Source organism: Bacillus sp. MM2020_4 (assembly GCF_011250555.1).
GTDB lineage: Bacteria > Bacillota > Bacilli > Bacillales > Cytobacillaceae > Neobacillus.
Genome location: NZ_JAANMZ010000012.1, coordinates 52,446 through 76,989, shown reverse-complemented (window position 1 = coordinate 76,989; position 24,544 = coordinate 52,446). Strand labels below are relative to the sequence as shown.

Here is a 24,544-nt window from a genome sequence, read left to right as displayed (position 1 = left end):
TCATGCAAATTTATCTAAAGGAACGATTCATACTATTGGTAAAATCGTCCCAAAGTCCGTCTCTGTTTCGCCCATTCGTAATATCGTTTGAGTAATTTGTCATTTGTTTAAAGAAGGTTTGATCATATGACACATATACATGATCAATGTTATTAACTGCTGCGCGTACTTGTTTGGCTATTTTTTTGTCGAGACCGGAAGTAGCTTTCTTAAAGTTGGCATTATTCCCATTTAAAGTCCCATCGGATCCTGTAATATTATTGGTCCCATCGGACCCTATGGTATCATTGGTACCGTTACCGTTACCTCTAGTTTCGGGAATGCCATTATTGACTATTCCCCTTACACCATCGTTCACGTTTTCTTCGATCGTTGCGCCACGTCCATTGGTATTATTAGGATAAGCATCTTTGTTTGTCCTGTTAAGTCGGTTTGTACCTGTATTGTTTGTTGTCCGCGTTGCCCCATTATTATTTTTTAATTTAACAGCCACATACGCATCATTATTTCGAATGATCACATGTGCTAAATCAACTTCTTTCAAATTCTCAACATTTCTTCCGGCTTTAGTGGAAACGTGTAATCTTTGATTTGAACCATTCTGAAGCCCATTATTCAAATCGTTTCTTACATTTCGAACGCCCACTCCGTTATTCGTATCGTTTCTTACATCTACACCCATATTGTCTCTATTGGTATCGACTGCATTATCATTACGATCGGCACAGCCAGTTAATCCGATTAATGTCGTTGCTAAAACGAAAGGAACCAAGGTTTTTTTCTTCAATCGTGTCACTCCCCCTAAAATGTCTTACAATGATATGGTCACCAATCTAAGTTGAACTATTCGAATTCTGTAGCAGGTAATTTTTGAAATCGTTTAAGGAGTGATTAGAGGAGTAATTAGTGAATAATTTGATAAAAATAGGTTTAATCAATGATAAAATGAAAGACGCCAGAATAAGGATTTTTTATTAAAAGGGGAGAGGAACTTTCATGAAACTTTCAGGTAATACCATCCTTATAACAGGAGGAGCCTCTGGAATTGGATTTGCTTTTGCAGAACGTTTTATCAAGGCAGGAAGTATAGTGATTGTTTGCGGTAGACGGGAAGGAAAGCTGAAAGAAGCCAAGGAAAAATTTCCTGAAATCGTCACTCGTGTGTGTGACGTAACAATTGAATCCGACCGATTGGCTCTTTTCGATTGGGTAACGAGGGAATATCCTAAATTGAATGTACTTGTAAATAACGCCGGAATCCAACAACGCTATAATATACTAAAGGTACAAGCAAGAGAGGAATGGGGCTATTTCAATAAGGAAATCTCAGCAAATATGGAAGCACCTATTCATTTTGCGATGTTATTTACACCATTTTTTGCAAATAAAGAGAATGCAGCTATTTTAAATGTTACCTCCGGCTTAGCCTTTACTCCGATGGCCATTGCGCCGATTTATTCCGCTACAAAGGCCGCACTTCATGCCTTTACAGTAGGTTTACGTTTACAACTTTCGGAAACGGCCATTAAAGTAATTGAAATAGCACCGCCAGCAGTCAATACGGATCTAGGCGGAGTAGGACTACATACGTTTGGTGCCCCATTGAATGAATTTGCAGACTACATATTTAAAGGACTGGAAGAAGGTAAAACTGAAATTGGCTTTGGCCGGGCTGAACTGGCCATGCGAATGTCGAGAGATGAAATAGATGAATCAGTGGTAACTATGTACAATAATATGAAGCATTCTATCAAATAGTAAACGGCGGTGGGCTCTCTCCTATAGGGAAGCCCTTTTTTAGTGCCATCGATCAGTCTATCAAGCCCTTGCTCGTCACAATACGGGTTAAAAGAATGCCTGTGAGTGAGCAGTTAGTTATTTTCTTTTAGAAATGAATTCTTCTAATCTTTGCTGTGGAATTTCTGTCGTGAAGGCTAGGGCAAATTGGTTCATGCTATCGTTAATGGCATAATCTAAACTCGAATTTTGCCAAGTTTCAAAGAGTTCTTTTTGCTGTTTAATCGTTTCATATGGTTTATTGATGAAGGTATCAGCATATTCCTTCACTTTCTCTTTTAATTCTGACTTCTCAACCACTGCGTTTAAAAATCCAAATTGATTTATTTTCTCTACATTGACCGGTTCTCCAGTCAAAAGCATTTCTTTTGCTAAGCTTAAACCAACATGCTGTTGTAAAAGAACAGAATCCAATACGGAAGGAATACCCAGGTTAATTTCGGGCATTGAAAAGACTGCATTTTTGGCGGCAACTCTTATATCAGCAGCCAGACACACATTTCCATGGCACCACCAATACAGTAGCCATTGATCGCCATTATAACGGGTTGTGGAATCTTACGAATAAGTTGGCAAACATTTTTTAAATCAGAAATTAAAAGATAGGCTTCCTGCGGAGTTAATTGATTAAATTCATGGAAATCCATGCCGGCTGAAAAGGCTTTATCCCCACTTCCGGTAAAGATGACGGCTCTACTAGTTTTATTTGTAGCAATATCATGTAAATGTTTGCTAATAAATAATAAATCTTCCCTTGTCATTGAATTTAATTTTTCCTGCCGATTAAAAATAATCCATTCAACATCTCCAATTGTTTCAGTTAATATATTTTTCGCACCCATTTTACCACTCCTAGTTTTAACAGTTTTTATATAATATATAGTTTTTAAAAATTATAAGTCAAGCCCGCTTATAGAAAATTATGAATACTCTTTCTAGGTCGAATTTCACATTTTAACTATAGTAATGTTTGTAAGATAGTATTCATTTAATAAATTGTTGATAAGTACGGTATCTTTTCAAGCGTTTTAGTATATTAAAAAAATTTATATTCCGAAAATTCTGAATTGACTATAAAATGAAAACGCTTTATACTATCTAATATAGATAATCGTTATCGAATTATGATTATGCTAATAACATTGAGGTGAAAAAAGAATGAAATTAATCCAAATTCCTGTTGTTAATCTTCCAAAAGAAACAGAGGAGTTAAGAAGAGAAGTAAGACAATTTCTTGCAGAGGAATTGAAAAAGGGAACGTACCAACCAAAAGTTGACAGCTGGCTTAGCGGATGTTCACCTGAGTTTTCAAGAAGTCTTGGGGAACGCGGTTGGATTGGGATGACCTGGCCAGTTGAATACGGCGGAGGAGGCCGTTCTTCCATTGAAAGATACGTTGTAATTGAAGAGTTATTGGCAGCCGGCGCTCCGGTTGCAGGGCATTGGGTAGCAGACCGCCAAACTGGCCCGCTCTTTCTTAAGTTCGGTACCGAAGAACAAAAACAATTCTTTTTGCCGAAAATTATAAAAGGGGAATGGTACTTCTCGATTGGCTTAAGTGAACCGAATGCTGGTTCAGATTTGGCAGCTATTAAATCACGAGCAGTTAAGGTTGAAAATGGCTGGATTCTAAATGGCAGTAAAATATGGACAAGTGGTGCCCATTTTGCCCATTACATGATTACACTTTGCCGGACATCCCCCGAGGATCCGAATCACCGCCATGCTGGCATGAGCCAATTAGTAGTTGATTTATCAGCGCCTGGAGTAACCATCCGCCCGATTCACTTAATGACAGGAGAACATCATTTTAACGAGGTCTTTTTTGATGATGTATTTATTCCAGATGATATGGTGATAGGCGAATTAGGGAATGGCTGGGAGCAAGGGATGGCTGAACTAGCCTATGAAAGAAGCGGCCCGGAACGGTTCCTTAGTACATATCCACTTATTAACGAACTTACCAATGTGCTGGTAGAAAAAAGGGATTCAAACGGATTAAATGAAGTCAGCAAAATTGTTTCAAGGCTTTGGACCTTGCGCAATATGTCTTTGGGTATAGCACAAATGCTTGAAGAAGGGATACCTTCCAATATTTTAGCCTCATTGGTGAAGGATATGGGAACAAAATTAGAACAAGAGATTGCTGAAATTGCGAGATTAATTGTTCGTGTTGTTCCAACCATGAAATCCGACTCATTATTATCAAGGTTTATGGCACAATCCATTCTTCATTCACCTGGTTTTACCTTACGTGGCGGGACAACGGAAATACTTCGTGGAATTATTGCAAAGGGGGTCATTAATCAATGAGTGAAATGCAAGAATTAATTATCGAAACTGTCGAAAAAATAATGGGAAAATATTCAACAAAAGAAGTGATTAATGACGCAGAAATGGGAATTTGGGCAAATGACCTTTGGCATCAGATAGTTGAAAATGGGATGTTGACGATAGCTATTCCAGAGGAACTTGGTGGGAATGGTGGCGATTTTTCAGATGCATGTAGCATATTGCGTTTAGCTGGCAAATATTCAGCACCTATTCCATTGGCAGAGACGTATATTGCTAATTGGCTCCTTGCTGATCTGGGTGAACCTATTTCAGATGAAGTTTTGACCATTGCCTCTCCAGATGAATCCGAGCCATTCATTTTTACCAAAGAAGGTCAAGGCTGGAGAGTTAATGGAAAGGGTTTATATGTCCCTTGGGCTAGGTACTCTAATAAAATGCTTGTAATTGGTGATTCAAGTGAAGGGCCAATACTCTCAGTACTTCCGCTTGAACGGGCAATCATCAGCCACGGACAGAATATGGCGGGGGAAGCCAGGGATGAAGTTGTTTTTGAAGATGTGCTTCTAGAAAACTCAAAAATTATCCATATCAGTTCCGATGAAATAATCGAAAGGTTGGAAAATTTTGGTTCAATAACAAGAAGTGTCATGATGGCTGGAGCATTAGAAAACGTCTTAACTATTGTGGTACAGCACACATCTGAGCGCACTCAATTTGGCAGACCGCTTCACCGGTTTCAAGCTGTACAACATCAAATTGCACAGTTGGCTAGTGAATCTGCTGCGGCCTCAATGGCTGCTGATTGTGCCGTTCAATCTTTCGGCAACAGCACTGATCAAAAAGAAATTGCCTTGGCAAAAATCCGGATCAATGAAGCTGCAGGAAAAGGAGCGCCAATCGCCCATCAAGTGCTAGCCGCAATTGGATTTACCTATGAACATACGTTGCATCATAGTACAAGGAGACTTTGGTCTTGGAGAGAAGATTATGGGAATGAAACGGTGTGGGAAGCTAAACTTACAAATAAACTTCTAGAGTTGGAAAAGGACGAACTTTGGGCCTTTATTACAGGTGTTACTAGCGAAGGTGAGAATCCTAGAAATTACTCGATCAGCAGCAAAAATTTATCAACTAACTAGAGATAAAGATAGTAAGATTGTCTCGGAAATTTATTCAAAGGAAATCCTATTTAGCAAATGAAATTAATAATTTGGTATTCAGAGGGGATCTCGCATGGTAGAAAAAGTTATGGATAAAAATTATTCTATGAAAACCATACACAGAACAATAAAGATTATAAAATCATTTTCTTTGGCTAAACCTTCATTATCTATGAAGGAATTAAATGAGATGACTGACATTTCCATCCCAAGTCTCCAACGAATATTGTCAACGCTTGTGTATGAAGGGTTTTTACAAAAGAATGAAAAAACGAAAAAATACCAGTTAGGTATGGAGCTGTACTTTCTTGGGAACTTAGTCCAAAAGAATTCCAATATTTTAAATGCTGCGATGGCGGTAATGGAGAGAATCAGAGAAGAAACTACTGAATCAGTATCTTTAAATACTCTCTTTCAAAATAAGAGTCAAAAATGTATTGCCTTCCTGAAAAGTTATCATGAATTGGTTACAGATGTTCATATTGGCATCGTTTCACCTTTACATGCAGGAGCATCTGCCAAAGTCATTCTTGCCCATCTGAGCGACGATGAGATAAGAAAGTATCTAGAATCGTACCCATTGGTTAAATTCAGTGATAGTACCATTACCGAAAAAGATCGGCTGGTGAATGAATTGCAAGAAATCCGTAACAACGGATATGCCATCAGCTATGGTGAACGAGTAAAGGGGACATTTTCCGTAAGTGTGCCGATATTTTCTTCGGTTAACCATGTGGAAGATTCCATGAGTATTACAATGCCTATTGCACGGTTTGAGGAATATGACCTTGATAATTTAATTTCCATTTTAAAAGCCGGATCAAAAGAAGTATCCCAAAAATTACTTCAAAGGGCTGAGATTCTGGAATATTAAATGTCTAAAATTTCTCTGGTAATTGAACGGGGGATAGGGATGAGTATCGAAATTGAGAAAATGTTAAAAAGGCATAGTGTCCGCGGTTTTTTGCCCACACAAGTTGATCGAAATCTACTGGAGCGGATTACTAAAACTGCATTGTTGGCGCCTTCATGGAAAAACTCACAGCCTGTTAAACTATTCGTTATTTCAGGCGATACGAAAGAATCCATCAGCCAAAAAATGATTGAAGATGCCGATAATGGAGTTCCAATTAACCCAGATTTAAAAATGCCAGACCAACATGAGTGGCCGGACAACCTCCACATGCGAATGAAAAAACATACCATTGAGAGAATGAAATATGCTGGAATTCAAAGGCATGAAAAAGAAAAGCGCCTGGAGTTCCAAAGAAAAATGTACAAGTTCTTCAATGCCCCTCATCTATGTATCTTTGGATTAGATGCAGCTAGGCCATGGTCCATTTTAGATTTAGGTTTAGCCATGCAGAACGTCATGATTGCCGCAAATATATCAGGATTGGGCACCTGCCCGCTGGCATCTTCTGTTTATTACCCTGGACGTATTAGAGAAACATTGAATGTAGATCAAAATATTAAATTAATGGCAGGACTCGCCATAGGATACCCTGACCCCAATGATTCGATTAATCAATATTATGCAGAGAAAATACAAGCTGAAAAATCCATAACGTGGTATGGCGAGTAAAATACATGGAAACTACCACAAAAATAGAAGTCATGAATTGTGATCTGGACGACTTAGGACATGTCAATAACAGTGTTTATCTAAATTACTTGGAAACCGCACGAGAGCATTGGTATATAGAAGCAGCCGGCTTGTCGTTTAAAGATATGCGAGAAGAGGATTTGGGTACCGTATTGATGAAGGTTGAGATTCTCTTTAAAAAAGAAGCCTTATTAGGCGACAGTTTGAGTATAATAACTTCCCCTATAAAGATCGGTACGACAAGTTTTGAATTTCGTCAACTAATCTTAAACCAGCAGGGGGATGTGGTAGCAGATGCATCAGTACTTAACGTCATGATCAATGTGTCTTCACGGAAAAGTGTACCAGTCATAAGCAATATTGCTCGAAACTTTAATCATTGATTTTACTAGAGGGAAATTAGGGGGTGATGTCGTGGACCAATATAATAAAAATGGTGCGTTAGCTGGGATACGGGTATTGGACTTAACCAGATTATTACCTGGCCCTTATTGTACTCTGATGCTCGGAGATTTAGGTGCAGACATCATAAAGGTGGAAGAAAAAGGCCGTGGTGACTATACCCGTGAAATGCTAAGGGGAATCTATTATTCAGTTAATCGAAATAAAAAAAGTATTTCATTGGATATGAAGAAGCAGGAAGGGCGAGAGATTATTTGGGATTTGGCAAAGGTTTGTGATGTTGTCATTGAAGGTTTTCGCCCAGGAGTTGTTGAGCGGTTGGGAGTAGATTATGAAACTATAAAAAAAGTAAATCCCGAAATGATTTATTGTTCCATATCTGGCTATGGTCAAGATGGACCATACAGGTTGGAACCCGGTCATGATCTAAACTATCTTGCTGTTGCAGGAGTGATGAACATCCCTGGGCAGCTTGGCCAGGCACCAATGCGCAGTGGTTTGCCAGTCGCAGATTTATCTTCAGCTATGTTTGCCACCATTAGTATTTTATCTGCTTTGTTTGCAAGGGAAAGAACAAAAAAGGGGCAGTACATTGATGTTTCCATGACGGACGGAGTCTTTTCCTGGGCAAGCACAAGGCTTGGGGATTATATGATTGATCAAGAAATGACTCCGACAGAAGAAATGGAACATATTTCAGCCACAAACGACCTGTTTGAAACGAAGGATGGAAAAAGGATTGCCCTCGGTGTTTTGGAAGACCCATTTTGGATTGGATTATGCAAGAGCATTGGCCGGGAAGAACTGCTATATGACAAGAGATACGAAACGAATGAACTTCGCAAAGAAAATAAGCATTCATTGCATAAGCTGCTGATGGATGTTTTTATTCAAAAAGATCAAGCCGAATGGATGGAAGTATTGCTGGCCAATAAAGTGCCTGCAAGTATGGTGAATAATGCGGAAGAAGCATTTCACGACCCGCAGCTGCAGGCTCGAGGTATGGTTGAACGCTTATTTGTTCCTGCACTACATAAAGAAATTTACCAAGTTCCGTTTCCTGTTAAATTTTCAGAGACACCACCTGAAATTAAGTTTGCTCCACCTGAATTGGGGGAACATACCGAAGAAATTTTGAAATCGGTTCTTGGCTATCCAGAGAATAAGATTGACCAATTAAAGTCGATGGATTTATTCTAAATGGATTTTCTGTAACTGAAAATTTGTGAGGAGGTGCAAAATGCATAAACCGTTAAAGGGTATTAGAATTCTAGATTTGTCCCAGGCTTGGGCGGGCCCATATGCATCTATGATGCTGGCAGATATTGGTGCAGAAGTGATCAAAATCGAGCCTCCGGATACAGGAGACCATGTTAGAAGCTGGGTCACGAAAGATACAAATGGGCACAGCCCACATCTACTTGCAGTCAATCGAAATAAAAAAAGTATTATTTTAGATTTAAAGAATGAAACCGGTAAAAGGTTATTTTTTGAAATGGCTGAAAAGTCGGATATCGTAATCGAGAATTTCAGGCCCGGGATCATGAAAAAATTGGGCATTGATTATGAAGAAGTTCGCAAAAGAAACCCGGAGATTATTTTTTGTTCCGTTTCCGGTTTTGGGCAAACAGGGCCATACCGGGATATCGCTGCTTATGACTTGATTATTCAGGGGGAAGGCGGGGCCATGAGTGTGACGGGAGAAAGGGGCGGCCGTCCGTTAAAACCTGGTGTTCCACAAGCGGATGTTTTCGGAGCAATGGTTGCTTCTTTTAGCATCATGTCCGCAATCATGACAAAGCAGCAAACTGGAAAAGGCGCTTATTTAGATATCGCGATGATGGATGCACAAATAACGTTAATGGGGTATTACCTAGCAAATTATGCTATAAGCGGAAATGTGGGAAAACCGATGGGCACGGCGCATTCATTAATGGTGCCCTATCAAAGTTTTCCTGCTAAAGATATTGACATTAATGTTGCAGTCTTAAATGATCGGGCCTGGAAACATTTTTGCGAGGTAATCGGCAAAACAGAGTGGATTGACGATCCAAGGTTCCTAACAGGTGGGGACCGGGTTGAAAATCGCGATGTGTTAGTTCCGCTAATAGAAGAAATTACTATGACACAGGATGCGAATGATTGGATTAAGAAATTTAGTGAAAAGGGCATCCCAGTTGGGGCAATCAATCCTACGGACCGGTTATATACTCATCCGCAGGCAATCCATCGAAATATGCTGCGCAGGGTAGAACACCCGGAAATTGGTGAAATTCTTTTGCCAGGCATTCCTTGGAAACTTCCCGGAATTGACGACGAAGATATTATGTCTCCTCCTCTTCATGGCCAGCATACAAGGGAGATCTTAAAGGAGGTTCTCAATCTTTCGGAAGAGCAAATTAAGAAATTGGAAGAGAATAAAGTGATTACACCAGTTGCAAAAGGGCAATTGCCCGTGGCAAAGGAATCATAAGGGGGATGGGAAATTGCCTATCGTTTTAAACGCAAAAGATGTTCCATTATTATTCCATCCAACTATGAACGTATATATTCAAGGGAATGTATCGGAACCAAAGGCTGTTATTCAAGCCTTGAAAGAAAATCCAAATACAAGTAATGGGGTCAACTATATTGCTACCATTTTCCCAGGCTTAAATCGAACAGATTTTGCCCGATTGCATGATCATGCATCGATGACCTGCTTTTTTATGTCTAAGGATTTTCAAGAATCTTTTTCCAAGGGAAGGGTTCAATTTATTCCGCTGCATTTAAATGAAATATATACCTACTTAGAAAGCACTGCTGAAGTGGACCTAGCTGTCATTCAAGTTTCATCACCGGATCGATGGGGTTACTGCAGCTTGGGGGTATCTGCAGACTTTGTTCCTGCCATTTTACACAAGGCGAAAAAAATTGTGGCTGAAGTGAATCTGCAAATGCCCAGGACATCCGGTGAAGCGCCTATACACGTAAGCAACATTGACTATATCGTTCAGGTTGACTATCCATTGCCAGAAATGCCCACCGGAAAGCTTAGTGCAGATATGGAGAAGATTGGCGATTATGCCTCTTCTTTGATTTCGAACGGTGATACATTACAATTTGGGATCGGATCGGTTCCTGATGCTATTTTATCTGCATTACGCGAAAAAAAAGATTTGGGGATTCATTCAGGAATGATATCTGATGCAGTCATAGATTTAGTGGAAAGTGGATCAGTAAATGGCTCAAAAAAAAGTATCGACAGAGGCAAAATAGTAACTGGTATTGCGGTTGGGACAAAACGTTTATATGATTTTTCTAATAACAATCCATTACTCGAATTTAGACCAGTCAATTATACCCATTCCTTGGAAGTATTAAAGGAAATAGATAATTTAATTTCGATTAATTCTGCGATTGAAATTGATTTGTATGGCCAAGTCAATGCTGAAACCATGAATGGAGTCCAGTTTGGAGGCACCGGTGGGCAAGGCAACTTTATTCGGGGTGCGACCTTATCACGCGGAGGAAAATCTATTATTGCCTTTTTGTCGACTGCAGGCAACGGCAACATCTCGCGGATTAAACCAATGTTAGGACCAGGAACGGTTATCACAACCCCACGAACAGATGTTCAATATATTATCACTGAAAATGGGATAGCCGATTTAAAAAATAAATCGCTGCAACAACGTGCTGAAGCGCTCATCTCTGTTGCAGCACCTCAGTTTCGTGAAGAACTGCAAGAGGCCTGGCACAGAGAAATAGAGAAATGGCAGGGAATAGGATGATAGAAAACTGGAAACTTGATCATATAACCATGGGAGTCCTGGATCATCAAGCTGCGGCGGAAATGTTTACTAATGTATTCGGGGGAAGCTTTCTTAAGGAAGTATCGCTTGATTCACTTGGTGCTAAGGCATCCTATCTCTGGTTAAAACAGACTTATTTATTCACCCAAAAAGCTGCTTTGGGGTACTGATTCAATTGACGGAATGGGAAGAGCCTTACAAGTCTTCATTTAAAAAAAGAACGGAAATAGTAGGAGAACATGAGTAAAAAAATGATAAATATAAAGATGGGAGTTGAAATGAATGTCAGATATTCTTTTTCAAAAGGAAGGGAAAATTGCGATTATTACCTTAAATCGTCCAAAGCGGATGAATGCCTTTACGATTGACATGATTGATCAGTGGGCCGAAGCTCTTCAGGAATACCAAAGGGATGACTCTGTTCATGCAGTTATATTAACAGGTGCTGGGGAACGGGCTTTTTGTTCAGGGATAGATTTAAACGATTTTGATTCCATGGATATCTCTAAATCTATTAATCGAAAAAATGTTTTGCATAACCATGTGCATCGCATTGCACTGGCTTTGGAAGGACTCGACAAACCAATGCTTTGTGCCGTGAATGGATCGGCTGTAGGTGCTGGAATGGATATGTCACTCATGTGTGATATCCGTTTTGCCTCCGAAAATGCTCGCTTTACTGAAGGATATATTAAAGTAGGGTTGGTGCCTGGAGATGGCGGAGCCTATTATCTTCCCCGCATAGTTGGATTATCAAAAGCTTTGGAATTACTTTGGACTGGAGACTTCCTTTCTGCCCAGGAAGCAAAGGAAGCAGGGATTGTCAGTAGGGTCTATTCAGCTGATGACTTGATGCCGAAGACGATGGAATTCGCAGAACGGTTAGTGAATTCCCCTACCATTGCTATCCGCATGATTAAACGTGCTGTATATCAAAGCAGCAGAATGGAATTACGCCCTGCCTTAGATTTAATTTCTTCGCATTTTGCTATCGTGAGAGATACAGAGGATCACAAGGAAGGATTGACGGCAATGCTGGAAAAAAGACCACCCAAATTTACTGGGAATTAATCAATAAGCACCAGTGGTCTGGCCAGTTAAAGAATGGGGGAAAGAAGGGTACGAATGTTTTCAAAGGACTCGGCTGTTTTGTATGAAGTGAAGGATAAAATCGGTGTCATTACCATCAATCGCCCTGAACGCAGGAATGCGATTTCCATCGAAGTATATGAGAAGTTAGATCATATATGGAATACAGTGGATGAAGATGATAATGTCCGCGTCGTCATTCTAACTGCTGTGGGTGATAAGGCATTCAGTGCAGGAATGGATTTAAAAGAACAAACTGAACTTAGCAGCCAGGGCAAGGATATGCTGCAAATGGTTAAAGACCCAATGATGCAGAAAATGAATGAGGTGAAAAAGCCAATTATCGCAGCAGTCAACGGAGTGGCCGCAGCAGGTGGTTTTTTATTGGCACAGAATGCCGACCTGCGGATTGCAAGTTTCAATGCTGAATTCTCAATCCGGGAAGCAAAAGTAGGGCGGGGCTCGCCATGGGCTGTCCCTCTGTTATGGATGCTTCCACTAAATATTAGTATGGAATTGTCGATGACTGCGGAGCCTTTAAGTGCTGAACGATTGTACCAATTAGGTTACGTAAATAAATTGGTGGAGCACGATCAACTAGTACCTGCAGCTATGGAAATGGCCCAATCTATTCGCGATAATGCACCATTATCCGTCATGGCTGCGAAGCAATCATTAAAGGATGCGCTGGATCTTGGCAAATCATTGGGTCTAAAAAATGCTAATCGATTATTTGAAAAGGTTTACAGCAGTCAGGATGCAATCGAAGGGCCTAAGGCTTTTGCTGAAAATAGGAAACCCAATTGGCAAGGCCGTTAGTCTAGAACTTGAAACCTATATTTGTAAATACCAAAAGAGGGGGAATAGGAGCATGAGGGGTATTTTTGGTAAGGTACTTATCGTTTTTATGACTGCCATTTTGGCAGTGGCAATGGCTGCTTGCGGGAATTCTGAAAAGACACAAGGGGAGAGAAGCTCTAGTGGAAAAAGTGGTGGAAAAGAAGGAGAACAGATTGTCATCAAAATTGCTGACTCTTTCCCTGCTTCTCACTTAATTCCTAAAACAGGAACACTCCCTTGGATAGATCGAATTGAAGAGCTGGGTAAAGGGAAAATCAAGATCGAATACTACCCGGCAGAGCAATTAGGGAAAGCTGCCAGCCTTTTGGATGCTGCAAAGAACAGAGTAGCGGATATTGCCTACGTTGGCCCCCTTTATGTTAGTGATAAGATGCCATTAAGCGGTGTGTCTGGGAATCCAGGGCTTGTGAAAGACGCGGTCAGCGGATCAAAAGCATTTAACAAATTAATTAAAGAAGATTTATATGAATTGGAGTTTAAACCAAACGGGGTCAAACCATTATGGGGTGCCACTACAAACCCTTACCAGATTGTCAATTCAGTGCGTAAAGTGACAAAGGCGCAGGATTTTAAAGGCTTGAAAATCCGTACGTCAGGCGGACTTCAAGAGGAAATGATGCAAAAACTTGGTGCAACGCCTGTATCTATTTCGGGGCCTGAAATCTTTTCTGCTTGGGATAGAGGAACCATTGATGGATCGCTTCTATCATTCTTTAGCTGGCCTGGCTATCAAACGGATAAAGTCGCAAAATACACTTCTAGGAATGCTCAATTATCTGCATTCGGTATCACCTATGTGGTAAGTGAAAAATCCTGGAATAGCTGGCCAAAAGATGTACAGGATATTATCACGAAAGCGAGTGACGAGATTGTTGAAAAAATGGCCAATTCCATCATTGAAGAAGACGCTTTATTAGAAGAACAATATAGAAAAGCAGGAATTGACATTTATGATATTCCTGAAGCTGATTTGAAAAAGCTTAATAATGAATTGGAGCCATTTAACAAAAAGTGGGCAAAGGATCTTGATGCAAAAGGCCTTAAGGGAACTGAAATTTTGGAAAAATTCAGGCAATATAACGAAGAATTTCAGCAAAAATAAGATTGCTATGAACTGGAAAGGGAATCCTTCAAGGTACTATTCCCTTTCTGGTTTACCCCAATCTATCTTATTACACCAAATTGGAACCCCAAAATTAAGTATAATGATTTCCCCTGCTTAAGCGTGCCACATGCATATTTTTCAATGAACAACAAACGAAGATAAGAGAAGGAGTTGGGAAAATGAAGAAGCTAGTATTTGTGTTTGAGAAAATGGAGTCGGGAGCGTATGTTCTCGCCAAAATTGCAGCATTTATCATGATGCTCCTAACTTCTGCGGACGCAGCCATGCGTTATGTAGTACATAAACCAATAATCGGTGCGTACGAATTTTCTGAGAGCTATTTAATGGTTATCCTCATATTCTTAAGCATGAGCTATGTAATGAAAGAAAAGGGGCATATAAGGATTGATATATTTACAGATAAAATGCCAAAGAAATTCGTTGAATTCTTGGATAAAATTTACCTATTACTGGCCGCAGCTCTCATGTTTGCCATTGGCTATCAAGGATTGGTCATGACGGAAGAGGCGTTGATCAATAATTATGTTTCAGCCGGTCTTATTAAATGGCCGACATGGGCTTCTGTGATCTGGGTTCCGATTGGGGCATTTTTATTTACACTCCGATTATTAGTGAATTTTGTTCAGTCATTAATGCCAAGTAAAGAATCAGAGTATGAACAGAGAGACAGAAACATTTCTTAAAAGATCTTAAAAGTTAATAGATTACAGGGAAGGGGATTCATAGTATGACAGTTGCATTTCCATTAATACTATTACTATTATTATTGGGGCTTGGAATGCCAATTGCCTTTGCGCTTGGAGTATCTGGATCGATTGGATTATTCATTTTAGGCGGCTGGGACTTATTTGTAGGTATTATCCAAACAACACCATATGACAGTACAGCAAATTTTTTATTTACAACCATTCCAATGTTTATCTTAATGGCAGAATTAATGACTGCCAGCGGAATTACGAAAGATATTTTTACGGCAGCGCATAAATGGCTTGGCAATCTTCCAGGCGGACTTGGGATTGCAACAGTATTTGCTGGCGCCGGATTGGGGGCAGTGAGTGGTTCAAGTACAGCCGCAGCCGCGACACTTTCGGCTTCTGCTTACCCGGAAATGAAAAAATACGGATATTCAACACCCTTTTCAATGGGGGTAGCCAGTATCTCCGGAACACTTGCTATCATGATTCCACCAAGCCTTGTATTAATCATCTATGGCATCATGACTGAGACTGGAATTGGCTCCCTGCTAATTGCGGGAATTATTCCTGGCATTATCACGGCATTAGGCTATGTTTTCACTATTTGGATCTGGGCAAAAATTGACCCAAAGGTTGCGCCCAGAGTAACCGATAAACCAACATGGAAAGAAAAATTCACATCCCTCTCCGGTATTTGGCCGATGCTTGTCATTATTTTCATTGTCATTGGGGGGATATATGCAGGTGTTGTTACTGCTACTGAAGCTGGTGCATTGGGGGCCTTTGCCACCTTTATAGTTGCTTTGGCCATGAAAAGATTAACGTTTAAAAAGCTTAATGAAGCGTTAAATAGAACGTTAAAATCAAGTGCTATGATTATGACGATTGTTATTGGGGCCATGATTCTAGGTTATTTTCTAACTGCCACTCAAGTGACACAAAATTTGGTTACTTTTGTTCAAGATGCAGGATATTCTAGATGGTTAATACTAACCCTTGTTGTCATTCTTTATCTGATTCTAGGTGTCTTTATGGACCAAATGGCCATTTTGATTTTGACATTGCCGCTGACATTCCCATTGGTCATGTCATTAGGGTTTAATCCCATCTGGTTCGGTATCATTGTAACGAAAACAGCGGAAATTGGACTAGTCACACCTCCAGTAGGAATGAATGTGTTTGTTGCTGCTGGTTCGGCAGGGGTCAAAACAGCCGAAGCCTTTAAAGGGGTAACTTGGTTTGTCATAGCTGACCTTATTTTACTTCTGATTTTGATCTTATTACCGTTCCTTTCAACATGGCTTCCGGATTTAATGATGAAATAAAAATGAACCATACTTTAAACTAAACACTCGGAAAATGGGTCATTTTCCGAGTGTCTTGAAAAGAACTCCAAATAATCCACTGGAGGTAATTTTGTTCGATGACAATACCAGTAAAACCAAAGCTTTCAGCCACAGTTATCTTGGTTACCCGCACTCAAGATGAAATAAATGTCTATATGACAAAAAGACCGGAGTCGATGAAGTCTTACCCAGGTCATTTTGTTTTTCCTGGGGGAAAATTAATAAATAATGACTTTTCTTTAGAGATGGAGAACATTCTTTTAGGCCCATCGGAACCTATAGTGGACATTGCCTATTATGTTGCAGCAGCACGAGAATTATATGAAGAAACTGGGATTTTATTATGCAGGGATCATAGTGGGCGGCCGTTGCAGCCCGATTCTACTTGGGAAGATGCTCTTACAGCTATCTTGGAGGGGGACATATCATTTAATGAATATATCATGCAAAAGGGATACTTACTTGATATTGGCGGTTTCCATTATTTTGGTCACCGTATCACGTCTCCCCCAAAACCATACAGGTTTAACACGAGATTTTTCCTAGCGAATCTACCCCAACATCAAGAACCCCAACCGACAACATCAGAGATAGAAACAGGATTATGGATTAAGCCGGAAGAGGCCATAGCCCTTCATGAAAAAGGCAAGATGAATATGGTCATGCCAACCATTCAATCATTAACAGCCTTACTTTCCTACAAATGCGAAGAATTGCCGATGCTGCCGGTAATTGAATACACAAAGGACTATTATTAATGAGTTTCGCTTAATGAAGCCTGCTTACAAAATTCGTCAATAATGAAGGTGGTTGTTTGGAACGCCGGTTAATCGGGTCATCTCAATGGATGGCCTTATCCCTTTACTTCTTTGTACAGACTATCTTGTCCATGGCGACGTACACTATTTCTGTCGTTACACCGTTTTTAAAGGATGATTGGCATTTTACCAGGTCCCAGATTGGTGCGCTAACTTCAGCCATATTTCTGGGAGCATTAATGAGTACCCTTCTGGTAGGATGGATGACAGAAAAATTCAAACCTAAAATGATTACCATTCTTTCCGCCACACTATTGGGGTTTACGATGTTGCTTTTCCCCTATACGGGTATATTCATGCTTTCCTTTCTTGTAATGGTTGTAGCTGGGATCAGTTATGGAATCTATAATCCTACTAGTACACTAGCATTAGTTCAATGGTTTGAATCAACAAAGCGTGGTACAGCCATCGCAATTAAACAAACTGGAGTAACCTTAGGTGCAGGATTATCAGCAATCTTTATTTCGTTTATTATCTCCTCAACAGGCAAATGGCAATATGGTTATTTATGGAACGCCTTGCTCTTGTTGTTAAGTGTTAGTTGTTTTTTTCTATTTTATCAAGATGTCCCCACCAAAGAGCAGAAAAAAGGGAACAGTGGAAAACAGGAGAATTGGCTAACATTAGTAAAAAATCGCAATGTTCTATTTGGCAGTTTGGCCTCTATGATACTTGCAGGGATACAGTATACATTTGCTGCTCATTTTGTTTTATATCTTACAAATGAAAATAAGCTGTCATTTGCTGTAACAGCGATGGCTGTCTTTATCGCACAAATATCAGGATCAGTTGGAAAGATATGTTGGGGATTAATGAGTGATTTCGTTTTTATCGGGAAAAGAAAAGGAGTCTTTTTAAGCATTTGTGGCCTATCGACGCTGGCCATTGCAGGTTTTGGATTAATAACTCCGGATATATCTATTATTTTTCTCATTTTATTGGTAATCATTTTCGGCTTTACCGGATTAGGGTATGCGGGTATTTATATGACTTTTCTTGCCGAATCCATTGATAGTTCCCTAATTGGTAAAGCACTGGGGATTGGCAATATGTTTATGTATATTGGCATTCTAATCTGTCCTCCATTGGCTGGGTGGGCGGCCGACGTAGCGGGAAGTTACCGATATGTTTGGTTTGGTCTTTCTGGACTTTCCATTGTGGCCACGATGTTGCTCACTCTTACAAAGGAAACTAGCATAAGCATACCAAAGGGCCACAAAGAGAAGGGGACTACCAGTGCTTAATGGTCTTTGGAATATTGCAAGACAGCATTTGAGATTTTCATAGATTCATCTGTATGGGGATTTTTAATACCATGGACTATTCATACTAGAAAATGATTGGAGAGGGTACTTTGAGTAAAGTTGTAAAAATTGGGGCTGGTCAGGGTTTCTATGGTGATTCATTACAACCAATGTTGAAATTAGCAAAGGATACGGATGTACAGTACATCTGTTTTGATACTCTAGCAGAATTAACGCTGGCGATCTTGCAAAAAGATATGCAAAAGGATCCAAGTAAAGGGTATACAAAAGATGTAACTAAAACCATGAAACAGCTTTTGCCTTACGTTAAGGAAAAGGGTATTAAATTAATCACCAATACTGGTGGGATTAACCCGGAAGGGGCGCGGGATGAAGTTCTGCGTGTTGCACGTGAACTAGGAATTTCGGGTATAAAGGTAGGGGTTGTAACAGGCGATGATATCTATCCACGTCTTGATGAATTAAGTAATAAGGGATTTGATCTTACGAATAGCGAAACTGGCGGTTCTATAGAAAAAATAAGAGAGAAACTCCTATTTGCCAATGTATACCTAGGGGCACAAGGCATTGTCCGTGCCCTACAGGAAGGAGCAGATATTGTAATAACAGGCAGAACAACTGATACCGCACAATTTTTAGCACCGGTCATATATGAATTTGGCTGGGAAAAAGAAGAATGGGACAAATTGGCGTCTGGGATTGTGTTAGGGCATTTAATGGAATGTTCCGGACAAGTTACGGGCGGAAATTTTAGCGGGGACTGGTGGAATGTAAAAGACCTGTATAAAATTGGGTATCCCATTGCAGAAGTCTCAGAGGATGGTTCCTTTATCCTGACTAAAGCTGAGAATGCTGGCGGGAGAGTAAGTGTTGATACTGTGAAAGAGCAATTCCTTTATGAAATTCATGATCCCTCAAACTACATAACACCTGATGTTGTGGCTGATTTTACAACCGTTACACTTGAGCAGGTTGGGGAAAATCGGGTTAAAGTTCAAGGCGCTAAAGGGCGTCCGGCACCAGAAACCTTAAAAGCGCTCATGGGCTATGAAGATGGTTACATGGGACAGGGAATGATTGGCTATTCATGGCCGCAGGCGTTAACGAAAGCAAGGGCAGCGAATGAGATTATTCGCGCACAAATAGAAGAATTGGGAATGAAAGCATCCGAAATAAATACCGAGTACTTGGGGTACAATGCCCTGCATCGAACATTAGCGGTAGAACCACCGAATGAGGATTTGATTAATGAAGTGTTTTTAAGAATGACCATTAAAACGGAGAGTAAAAGCGAAGCCGCCAAATTAGCTCCATTATTTCCTCCGCTAACTGTCAATGGTCCACCATTTGTCAGTATGATTAGCGGCTTATCGGCAACAAAGCAGCTACTAGGATTATGGTCTTCCTACATTCCACGAACAGAGATTGAATCTAATGTAAAAATTAACGTAATGGAGGTTGAATAAATGGCATCAATTCAATTACGAGAAGTGGCTCAGGCAAGGTCTGGAGATAAGGGGAGTTCCTCTGATATTACATTATTCGCTCCAAATGCAGAGTTGTATGAAGTATTCAAGAAACAGGTTACCGCTGAGAAAGTAAAGGAACATTTTACCGGGATCGTTGAAGGTGAAGTTTTCCGCTATGAAGTTCCCAATGTATGGGCTCTAAAATTTCTGTGTAAGCAAGCTCTTGGAGGAAATGCGGCATCAACGTTAAGATTGGATAATTTAGGGAAATGCTTTGGGGGAAATTTACTGAGAATGAAGGTGGATGTACCCGATGATTTGTTACCGAGCCAGTAATATGGAAGAAAAGGAACGTGTAATCAACTAGGAAATTGGAGGAATAACATGAAGGGTCCGTTAACAGGAATACGAGTGATTGACTTAACGTCGGTGCTCATGGGACCATATTGCACGCAATTATTAGGTGATATGGGAGCAGATATTATAAAAATAGAAACAGAAAAAGGGGACAGCACGCGGTACATCGGTCCCTCAAGAAACAAAGGGATGGCCAGCGCCTTTTTATATGCAGGACGTAATAAAAGAAGTATCGTACTAGATTTAAAAAAAGAAGAAGGGAAGCGGGCATTTTTTAGATTAGTGGAGGATGCTGATGTTTTTGTTCATTCATCCCGTCCACAAGCGATTGAAAGATTGGGATTAACCTATGAGGAAGTAAAAAGGGTAAATCCTTCAATTATTTACTGCGGTGCCTATGGATTTAGTAAGAAAGGCCCTTACCGTGAAAAACCAGCCTATGATGACATGATTCAGGGGGCATCAGGGCTGGCGGCGCTACAGGGAGAAGTTGCCGGGACACCACAATATATGGCAACGGTACTAGCTGATAAGACAACGGGATTAATGATGATGAACGCCATTTTGGCCGCTCTATATTCCCGTGAAAGGACCGGAGAGGGGCAGGAAATTGAGGTGCCAATGTTTGAAACGATGATTTCCTATTCCTTGGTTGAGCATATGTATGGATTAACTTTTGATCCACCTATGGATTCATCATTTTATCCACGTGTGACGTCGAAATATCGTAAACCATACAAAACTAAGGACGGTTACATCAGTGTTATTGTCTATAATGATAAGCAATGGTTTAAATTTTTCGAGATTTCTGGTCATCCAGAGCTGAAAGACGATCCCCGCTTTCGGGATATTGGCGAAAGAACAAAGCATATTGACCAGCTATACCAAATGGTAGAAGAGATTATCATGACGCGAAAGACGGATGAGTGGCTTGAAATATTGGAAAATGCAGATATTCCCGTCATGCCTGTCTACAGGCCTGAGGATATGTTTAATGATCCACATCTGAAAGCGGTTCATTTCTTTGAAAAAGTCAGCCATCCTTCTGAAGGCTCCTACTGGAATATTAAGAATCCGATTGGTTTTTCAAAAACTCCCATCGAGCTGACTCGATTTGCTCCCCGATTAGGCGAGCACAGTGCAGAAGTATTAGAAGAAGTCGGCTATTCCCAACAAGAGATACAACATTTGTTAGAAGCTGGCGTAATTATCAAACCATTACCTGAAGAACAAAAAGTCAAAAATAATAAATAAAGCACATCATCCCAATAAAACGTTATAAAGGAGATTAACATGCAGGAAGGTAGTTCGTTATATAAGCACTCCATGCTTAAGGAAGGTTCATTAGAGGGGAAGGTCGCCATTATTACCGGGGGGGCAACAGGGCTAGGTAAAGCAATGGCACTGGAATTTGCGAGACTGGGTGCAAATATCGTGATTGCAAGCAGGAACAAAGAAAACTTAACAAAGGCCGAAGAAGAAATTTCAAAGCTTGGAACAAAGGTTTTATCCATTCAAACTGACGTACGTGTGCCTGAACAAGTTAATAACATGGTTCAAAGCACGGTTGAACAGTTTGGTGAAATTCATATTCTAGTTAATAATGCAGCCGGCAACTACCGGGTGAAAACAATGGATATGTCTGTCAATGCCTGGAATGCCGTCATTAATATCGTATTAAATGGCACCTTTTATTGCAGCCAGGCAGTAGGCAGGCAAATGGCAAAGCAAGGAACCGGCGGGGCGGTAGTAAATATTGGTTCACCCCATGCCTGGACGGGGAGTCCATTAACTGCACATTCGGCTGCAGCAAAAGCAGGTGTATTGGCTTTAACCAAAACCCTGGCAGTGGAATGGGCCCCCTACCATATTCGCACCAACATGATTGCCCCGGGGCCGATTGCGGATACAGGTGCAGTAAACCAGCTATGGCCCACTCCTGAAGACGCAGCGTTGATTTTGAATACGATTCCGGCCCAACGATTTGGGCACCTACAGGAAATTGCGAATCTTGCCGCCTATCTTGTCAGCGATTATGCAAGCTATGTATCTGGTGCGTGTTATGTCGTTGATGGAGCAGGATGGTTGAATAAAGGGAAATATCAGTTGGGGGAGCGGTAGAAAATAGGTATGGAAGTATGATGAGAAAAACAACTGATTTATTGTTAGTTATACTTGGGAACCTCTTAGCTATTGGATATATAGTGAAACTAATTTTCAATCTTCAGCACCAAGTCGACCTGCTGTTTGCGGCGATTTCAATCTTGCTTCTTCTCATCACGTTTTATAAATCAGGCAAAACCTTTTCCATCATAGCCGGAATTTTTTTAGGCTTAGGTTTCTGGATATTAATCTCAAATCATATTTCAGTCTCTGAATATTGGCGTTATTTTGGTTCTTCAACCAATATATTAACATTGCTGATTGTTGCTCCCTTATTTTCAATCCCCATTAAGTTGGGTGCCTACCATCGAACAGTTGAAGTCATCTTTCGAAATCGGGTTTACCAGCCAAATCATGTCCATGGCCTATTATCATTTTTTACTTTTGCGCTTAGTTCGCTGATGAGTATGGCTGCGATAGCCGTTTCCCATTCTATTTTCCACAACATGACAAGGAAATTCCCGAAAACCATCTCAGAAAAGATAGAATTTTCCTCCTATGCGAGAGGAAATGCTCTTGCCCTCGTTTGGAGCCCGGTTGGCGTGACCGTTGGTGCGGCCATTTCAGGAACCCATTCTAATGCGACTTTGGTTATTGGGGTAAGTCTTTCCTTTGCCCTTTTCATCATTTTGATCGATTATCTGATGGTTTCTGTATTAATGAAGAAGAGTAAAGAGCAATTTGCAGTCGTCTCCGGTCCGAGTGTTCATCCTGAACCTATTTCAGCAAAACATTGGATATCAATTATGACGGTCGGATTGGTCATCATCCTTTTTGTCACTGCAACCCTGGTCTTACATCACTTTTGGGAACTGACCATTATTGATATCGTTATAGTATTAATTATCCTTTTTTCGGTATTCTGGTCCTTATTCTTGAAAAAAACAAGGAAGTTCGTTTCTCAGCTTAAATTGAAAATGACTCAAGGGATTTCTGTCCTATCTTCACAATTATTACTGTTTATTTCTGTCGGCTTTTTTACACAAGTATTCATCAATGTTGGGCACCTAAATCAACTGGCCATAATGATCGAAAAATTGCAGCATACCCTGGGCCCTTTTATTATCATTATTATCGTTCTGATTGCTGCCTCAGGCATTCAATTGGGCTTGTCGCCAGCCTTAATTGCGGTGCTGATGGTTGAAACGATTCCATTTCATGTATTGCACATTCGTCCGGAATGGTTTGCCTTTGCTGTGGCAGCGGGGGCATTGTCTTTATCGGCAGCTAGTCCCTTTTCAGTAACTGTCAATACCGTCTCACCAGTTTTACAAAGGATTCAAACAGATATCTCTAAAATGAACTATGGTTTTTCCATTATGATGTTATGCATGGTTAACATTTGGGTCTTGGTCCTACAGTATTTATTTCCTTAAACACTTGAGGCCTCAGGTGGTTGGGGCATTTGCAAATATCCGACCAGCCAATCGTATTATGAATGTTTGATATGTATACCAATTTATGGGGGAGAGGATATCATCAGAAGAAGCGCACCGAATTGGAATCGTTAATCGGGTATTGCCGCCTGAAACACTATTAGCAGAAGCAATCGAATTTGCAGAGAAGTTGGCAAAAAAACCATCTATTCCAGTCGGAATGACCAAAAAAATTATGAATCAGCATGTAAACCGCGAATTAAAAATTCTATTGGAGTTGGAAGCCCAAGGACAGGATTTATGCAGTCAAACAGAAGATTTCAAAGAAGGCGTAAATGCGTTTTTTGAAAAAAGAGACCCTCATTTTCTGGGGAGATAGTTTGATAGGAGGCTGATGGTTGATTTTTGGTTGCGCAAATACAAATCCCTAGAAATAGGTAGTGTAATGATACGTAGAGGAGGTATGTAATTGGCGGGATTATACTATGAGGATTTTGAGATTGGACATATCTTTTCCCATAAGACTGGCCGAACTGTCTATGATTATGACAATGTATTATTCTCTACTCTTACAATGAATCCGCAGCCGTTGCATCTTGATGAAGAATACTCATCAAAAGCGGAATTCGGAAAACCCTTAATGAATAGTCTGTTTACCTTAGGGTTAGCTATTGGCCTTACTGTAAACGATACTACACTTGGCACAACTGTCGGCAACCTTGGCTTTGACAAAGTTGAGTTTCCGAAACCAGTATTTGCGGGAGATACGATCTATGTTGATACAGAAGTATTGAACAAACGTGAATCAAAGTCAAGACCTAAAGAAGGTCTCGTATTTTTTGAACATCGTGCCAGAAATCAACATGATGAAATGGTGATGCGATGTCACCGTGTTGCTTTAATGCGGAAAAAGCACCGATAACTA

General features: G+C 40.3%; 27 protein-coding genes. 24 read left to right on the top strand and 3 right to left on the bottom strand.

Annotated features, from left to right (window positions below; translation table 11 throughout):
- Window positions 1–10: 10 nt before the first annotated feature.
- Window positions 11–787: a YhcN/YlaJ family sporulation lipoprotein gene (locus tag G6554_RS10515; protein ID WP_166241517.1), complete on the bottom strand. Its 777-nt coding sequence runs from the start codon at window positions 785–787 to the stop codon at window positions 11–13.
- A 209-nt stretch (window positions 788–996) separates the two neighbouring features.
- Between G6554_RS10515 and G6554_RS10510 the strand changes: the two genes are divergently transcribed.
- Window positions 997–1,758: an SDR family oxidoreductase gene (locus tag G6554_RS10510; protein ID WP_166241515.1), complete on the top strand. Its 762-nt coding sequence runs from the start codon at window positions 997–999 to the stop codon at window positions 1,756–1,758.
- A 117-nt stretch (window positions 1,759–1,875) separates the two neighbouring features.
- On the opposite strand, the gene G6554_RS25995 is transcribed toward G6554_RS10510, so the two are convergent.
- Together G6554_RS25995 and G6554_RS25990 are read right to left on the bottom strand one after the other, a co-directional pair.
- Window positions 1,876–2,244 (bottom strand): enoyl-CoA hydratase-related protein, encoded by a 369-nt coding sequence (locus G6554_RS25995; RefSeq protein ID WP_278187251.1) that lies wholly within the window; start codon window positions 2,242–2,244, stop codon window positions 1,876–1,878.
- Between the two features lie 29 nt (window positions 2,245–2,273).
- Window positions 2,274–2,639 carry an enoyl-CoA hydratase/isomerase family protein gene (locus G6554_RS25990; RefSeq protein ID WP_166241511.1) on the bottom strand — a complete coding sequence of 122 codons (366 nt, stop codon included), beginning with the start codon at window positions 2,637–2,639 and terminating at the stop codon, window positions 2,274–2,276.
- Window positions 2,640–2,955: 316 nt separating this feature from the next.
- On the opposite strand from G6554_RS25990, the gene G6554_RS10495 reads away from it, so the two are divergent.
- The 23 genes from G6554_RS10495 (at window position 2,956) to G6554_RS10385 (ending at window position 24,541) form a co-directional block, all read left to right on the top strand.
- Window positions 2,956–4,110 (top strand): acyl-CoA dehydrogenase family protein, encoded by a 1,155-nt coding sequence (locus G6554_RS10495; RefSeq protein WP_166241509.1) that lies wholly within the window; start codon window positions 2,956–2,958, stop codon window positions 4,108–4,110.
- Entirely contained in the window at window positions 4,107–5,231 is a 1,125-nt protein-coding gene (locus G6554_RS10490; protein WP_166241507.1) for an acyl-CoA dehydrogenase family protein, read from the top strand. Before G6554_RS10495 ends, G6554_RS10490 begins: the two co-directional genes overlap by 4 nt.
- 94 nt (window positions 5,232–5,325) lie before the next feature.
- Window positions 5,326–6,126 carry an IclR family transcriptional regulator gene (locus G6554_RS10485; protein WP_166241505.1) on the top strand — a complete coding sequence of 267 codons (801 nt, stop codon included), beginning with the start codon at window positions 5,326–5,328 and terminating at the stop codon, window positions 6,124–6,126.
- A 39-nt stretch (window positions 6,127–6,165) separates the two neighbouring features.
- Window positions 6,166–6,837 (top strand): nitroreductase, encoded by a 672-nt coding sequence (locus tag G6554_RS10480; protein ID WP_166241503.1) that lies wholly within the window; start codon window positions 6,166–6,168, stop codon window positions 6,835–6,837.
- 5 nt (window positions 6,838–6,842) lie between these two features.
- Window positions 6,843–7,241, top strand: a complete 399-nt coding sequence (locus G6554_RS10475) for an acyl-CoA thioesterase (RefSeq protein WP_166241500.1) — start codon at window positions 6,843–6,845, stop codon at window positions 7,239–7,241.
- A 31-nt stretch (window positions 7,242–7,272) separates the two neighbouring features.
- Window positions 7,273–8,460, top strand: a complete 1,188-nt coding sequence (locus tag G6554_RS10470) for a CoA transferase (protein WP_166241498.1) — start codon at window positions 7,273–7,275, stop codon at window positions 8,458–8,460.
- 40 nt (window positions 8,461–8,500) lie between these two features.
- Window positions 8,501–9,733 (top strand): CaiB/BaiF CoA transferase family protein, encoded by a 1,233-nt coding sequence (locus G6554_RS10465; RefSeq protein WP_166241496.1) that lies wholly within the window; start codon window positions 8,501–8,503, stop codon window positions 9,731–9,733.
- A 13-nt stretch (window positions 9,734–9,746) separates the two neighbouring features.
- Complete coding sequence (locus G6554_RS10460; RefSeq protein ID WP_166241494.1) at window positions 9,747–11,033, top strand: acetyl-CoA hydrolase/transferase family protein; 1,287 nt, start codon at window positions 9,747–9,749, stop codon at window positions 11,031–11,033.
- Window positions 11,030–11,224, top strand: a complete 195-nt coding sequence (locus G6554_RS10455) for a VOC family protein (protein ID WP_166241492.1) — start codon at window positions 11,030–11,032, stop codon at window positions 11,222–11,224. The genes G6554_RS10460 and G6554_RS10455 overlap by 4 nt, the downstream gene beginning before the upstream one ends.
- Window positions 11,225–11,336: 112 nt before the next feature.
- Window positions 11,337–12,125: an enoyl-CoA hydratase/isomerase family protein gene (locus tag G6554_RS10450; RefSeq protein ID WP_166241490.1), complete on the top strand. Its 789-nt coding sequence runs from the start codon at window positions 11,337–11,339 to the stop codon at window positions 12,123–12,125.
- A 54-nt stretch (window positions 12,126–12,179) separates the two neighbouring features.
- Window positions 12,180–12,962 (top strand): enoyl-CoA hydratase/isomerase family protein, encoded by a 783-nt coding sequence (locus tag G6554_RS10445; protein WP_166241488.1) that lies wholly within the window; start codon window positions 12,180–12,182, stop codon window positions 12,960–12,962.
- Between the two features lie 52 nt (window positions 12,963–13,014).
- Window positions 13,015–14,106, top strand: coding sequence for a TRAP transporter substrate-binding protein (locus tag G6554_RS10440; protein WP_166241486.1), 1,092 nt, complete (start codon window positions 13,015–13,017; stop codon window positions 14,104–14,106).
- 182 nt (window positions 14,107–14,288) lie between these two features.
- On the top strand, window positions 14,289–14,813 hold the full coding sequence (locus G6554_RS10435; RefSeq protein ID WP_166241484.1) for a TRAP transporter small permease: 525 nt from the start codon (window positions 14,289–14,291) through the stop codon (window positions 14,811–14,813).
- 44 nt (window positions 14,814–14,857) lie between these two features.
- Complete coding sequence (locus tag G6554_RS10430; protein ID WP_166241482.1) at window positions 14,858–16,150, top strand: TRAP transporter large permease; 1,293 nt, start codon at window positions 14,858–14,860, stop codon at window positions 16,148–16,150.
- Between the two features lie 98 nt (window positions 16,151–16,248).
- Window positions 16,249–16,929 (top strand): NUDIX hydrolase, encoded by a 681-nt coding sequence (locus G6554_RS10425; protein WP_166241481.1) that lies wholly within the window; start codon window positions 16,249–16,251, stop codon window positions 16,927–16,929.
- 56 nt (window positions 16,930–16,985) lie between these two features.
- The gene (locus G6554_RS10420; RefSeq protein WP_166241479.1) at window positions 16,986–18,233 is read left to right on the top strand and encodes an MFS transporter; all 1,248 of its coding nucleotides are present in this window, start codon (window positions 16,986–16,988) and stop codon (window positions 18,231–18,233) included.
- A 110-nt stretch (window positions 18,234–18,343) separates the two neighbouring features.
- Window positions 18,344–19,720: an acyclic terpene utilization AtuA family protein gene (locus tag G6554_RS10415; RefSeq protein ID WP_242637776.1), complete on the top strand. Its 1,377-nt coding sequence runs from the start codon at window positions 18,344–18,346 to the stop codon at window positions 19,718–19,720.
- Complete coding sequence (locus G6554_RS10410) at window positions 19,721–20,059, top strand: AtuA-related protein (RefSeq protein ID WP_166241475.1); 339 nt, start codon at window positions 19,721–19,723, stop codon at window positions 20,057–20,059.
- A 48-nt stretch (window positions 20,060–20,107) separates the two neighbouring features.
- Window positions 20,108–21,334 (top strand): CaiB/BaiF CoA transferase family protein, encoded by a 1,227-nt coding sequence (locus tag G6554_RS10405; protein WP_166241473.1) that lies wholly within the window; start codon window positions 20,108–20,110, stop codon window positions 21,332–21,334.
- A 39-nt stretch (window positions 21,335–21,373) separates the two neighbouring features.
- Window positions 21,374–22,201: an SDR family oxidoreductase gene (locus G6554_RS10400; protein WP_242637777.1), complete on the top strand. Its 828-nt coding sequence runs from the start codon at window positions 21,374–21,376 to the stop codon at window positions 22,199–22,201.
- Window positions 22,202–22,218: 17 nt separating this feature from the next.
- The gene (locus G6554_RS10395) at window positions 22,219–23,619 is read left to right on the top strand and encodes a hypothetical protein (protein ID WP_166241471.1); all 1,401 of its coding nucleotides are present in this window, start codon (window positions 22,219–22,221) and stop codon (window positions 23,617–23,619) included.
- Between the two features lie 85 nt (window positions 23,620–23,704).
- The gene (locus G6554_RS10390) at window positions 23,705–23,998 is read left to right on the top strand and encodes an enoyl-CoA hydratase-related protein (protein ID WP_242637778.1); all 294 of its coding nucleotides are present in this window, start codon (window positions 23,705–23,707) and stop codon (window positions 23,996–23,998) included.
- Between the two features lie 90 nt (window positions 23,999–24,088).
- Window positions 24,089–24,541, top strand: coding sequence for a MaoC family dehydratase (locus G6554_RS10385; protein WP_166241469.1), 453 nt, complete (start codon window positions 24,089–24,091; stop codon window positions 24,539–24,541).
- Window positions 24,542–24,544: the final 3 nt, after the last annotated feature.

What these genes read in the sequence shown, in the direction of transcription:
- G6554_RS25990 (WP_166241511.1), bottom strand. Translation starts at nt 2,639, where the DNA reads ATGGGTGCGAAAAATATATTAACTGAAACAATTGGAGATGTTGAATGG.
- G6554_RS10445 (WP_166241488.1), top strand. Translation starts at nt 12,180, where the DNA reads ATGTTTTCAAAGGACTCGGCTGTTTTGTATGAAGTGAAGGATAAAATC.
- G6554_RS10465 (WP_166241496.1), top strand. Translation starts at nt 8,501, where the DNA reads ATGCATAAACCGTTAAAGGGTATTAGAATTCTAGATTTGTCCCAGGCT.
- G6554_RS10510 (WP_166241515.1), top strand. Translation starts at nt 997, where the DNA reads ATGAAACTTTCAGGTAATACCATCCTTATAACAGGAGGAGCCTCTGGA.
- G6554_RS10430 (WP_166241482.1), top strand. Translation starts at nt 14,858, where the DNA reads ATGACAGTTGCATTTCCATTAATACTATTACTATTATTATTGGGGCTT.
- G6554_RS10495 (WP_166241509.1), top strand. Translation starts at nt 2,956, where the DNA reads ATGAAATTAATCCAAATTCCTGTTGTTAATCTTCCAAAAGAAACAGAG.
- G6554_RS10405 (WP_166241473.1), top strand. Translation starts at nt 20,108, where the DNA reads ATGAAGGGTCCGTTAACAGGAATACGAGTGATTGACTTAACGTCGGTG.
- G6554_RS10410 (WP_166241475.1), top strand. Translation starts at nt 19,721, where the DNA reads ATGGCATCAATTCAATTACGAGAAGTGGCTCAGGCAAGGTCTGGAGAT.
- G6554_RS10395 (WP_166241471.1), top strand. Translation starts at nt 22,219, where the DNA reads ATGATGAGAAAAACAACTGATTTATTGTTAGTTATACTTGGGAACCTC.
- G6554_RS10455 (WP_166241492.1), top strand. Translation starts at nt 11,030, where the DNA reads ATGATAGAAAACTGGAAACTTGATCATATAACCATGGGAGTCCTGGAT.
- G6554_RS10490 (WP_166241507.1), top strand. Translation starts at nt 4,107, where the DNA reads ATGAGTGAAATGCAAGAATTAATTATCGAAACTGTCGAAAAAATAATG.
- G6554_RS10440 (WP_166241486.1), top strand. Translation starts at nt 13,015, where the DNA reads ATGAGGGGTATTTTTGGTAAGGTACTTATCGTTTTTATGACTGCCATT.
- G6554_RS10450 (WP_166241490.1), top strand. Translation starts at nt 11,337, where the DNA reads ATGTCAGATATTCTTTTTCAAAAGGAAGGGAAAATTGCGATTATTACC.
- G6554_RS25995 (WP_278187251.1), bottom strand. Translation starts at nt 2,244, where the DNA reads ATGCCCGAAATTAACCTGGGTATTCCTTCCGTATTGGATTCTGTTCTT.
- G6554_RS10425 (WP_166241481.1), top strand. Translation starts at nt 16,249, where the DNA reads ATGACAATACCAGTAAAACCAAAGCTTTCAGCCACAGTTATCTTGGTT.
- G6554_RS10390 (WP_242637778.1), top strand. Translation starts at nt 23,705, where the DNA reads ATGGGGGAGAGGATATCATCAGAAGAAGCGCACCGAATTGGAATCGTT.
- G6554_RS10485 (WP_166241505.1), top strand. Translation starts at nt 5,326, where the DNA reads ATGGTAGAAAAAGTTATGGATAAAAATTATTCTATGAAAACCATACAC.
- G6554_RS10435 (WP_166241484.1), top strand. Translation starts at nt 14,289, where the DNA reads ATGAAGAAGCTAGTATTTGTGTTTGAGAAAATGGAGTCGGGAGCGTAT.
- G6554_RS10400 (WP_242637777.1), top strand. Translation starts at nt 21,374, where the DNA reads ATGCAGGAAGGTAGTTCGTTATATAAGCACTCCATGCTTAAGGAAGGT.
- G6554_RS10480 (WP_166241503.1), top strand. Translation starts at nt 6,166, where the DNA reads ATGAGTATCGAAATTGAGAAAATGTTAAAAAGGCATAGTGTCCGCGGT.
- G6554_RS10475 (WP_166241500.1), top strand. Translation starts at nt 6,843, where the DNA reads ATGGAAACTACCACAAAAATAGAAGTCATGAATTGTGATCTGGACGAC.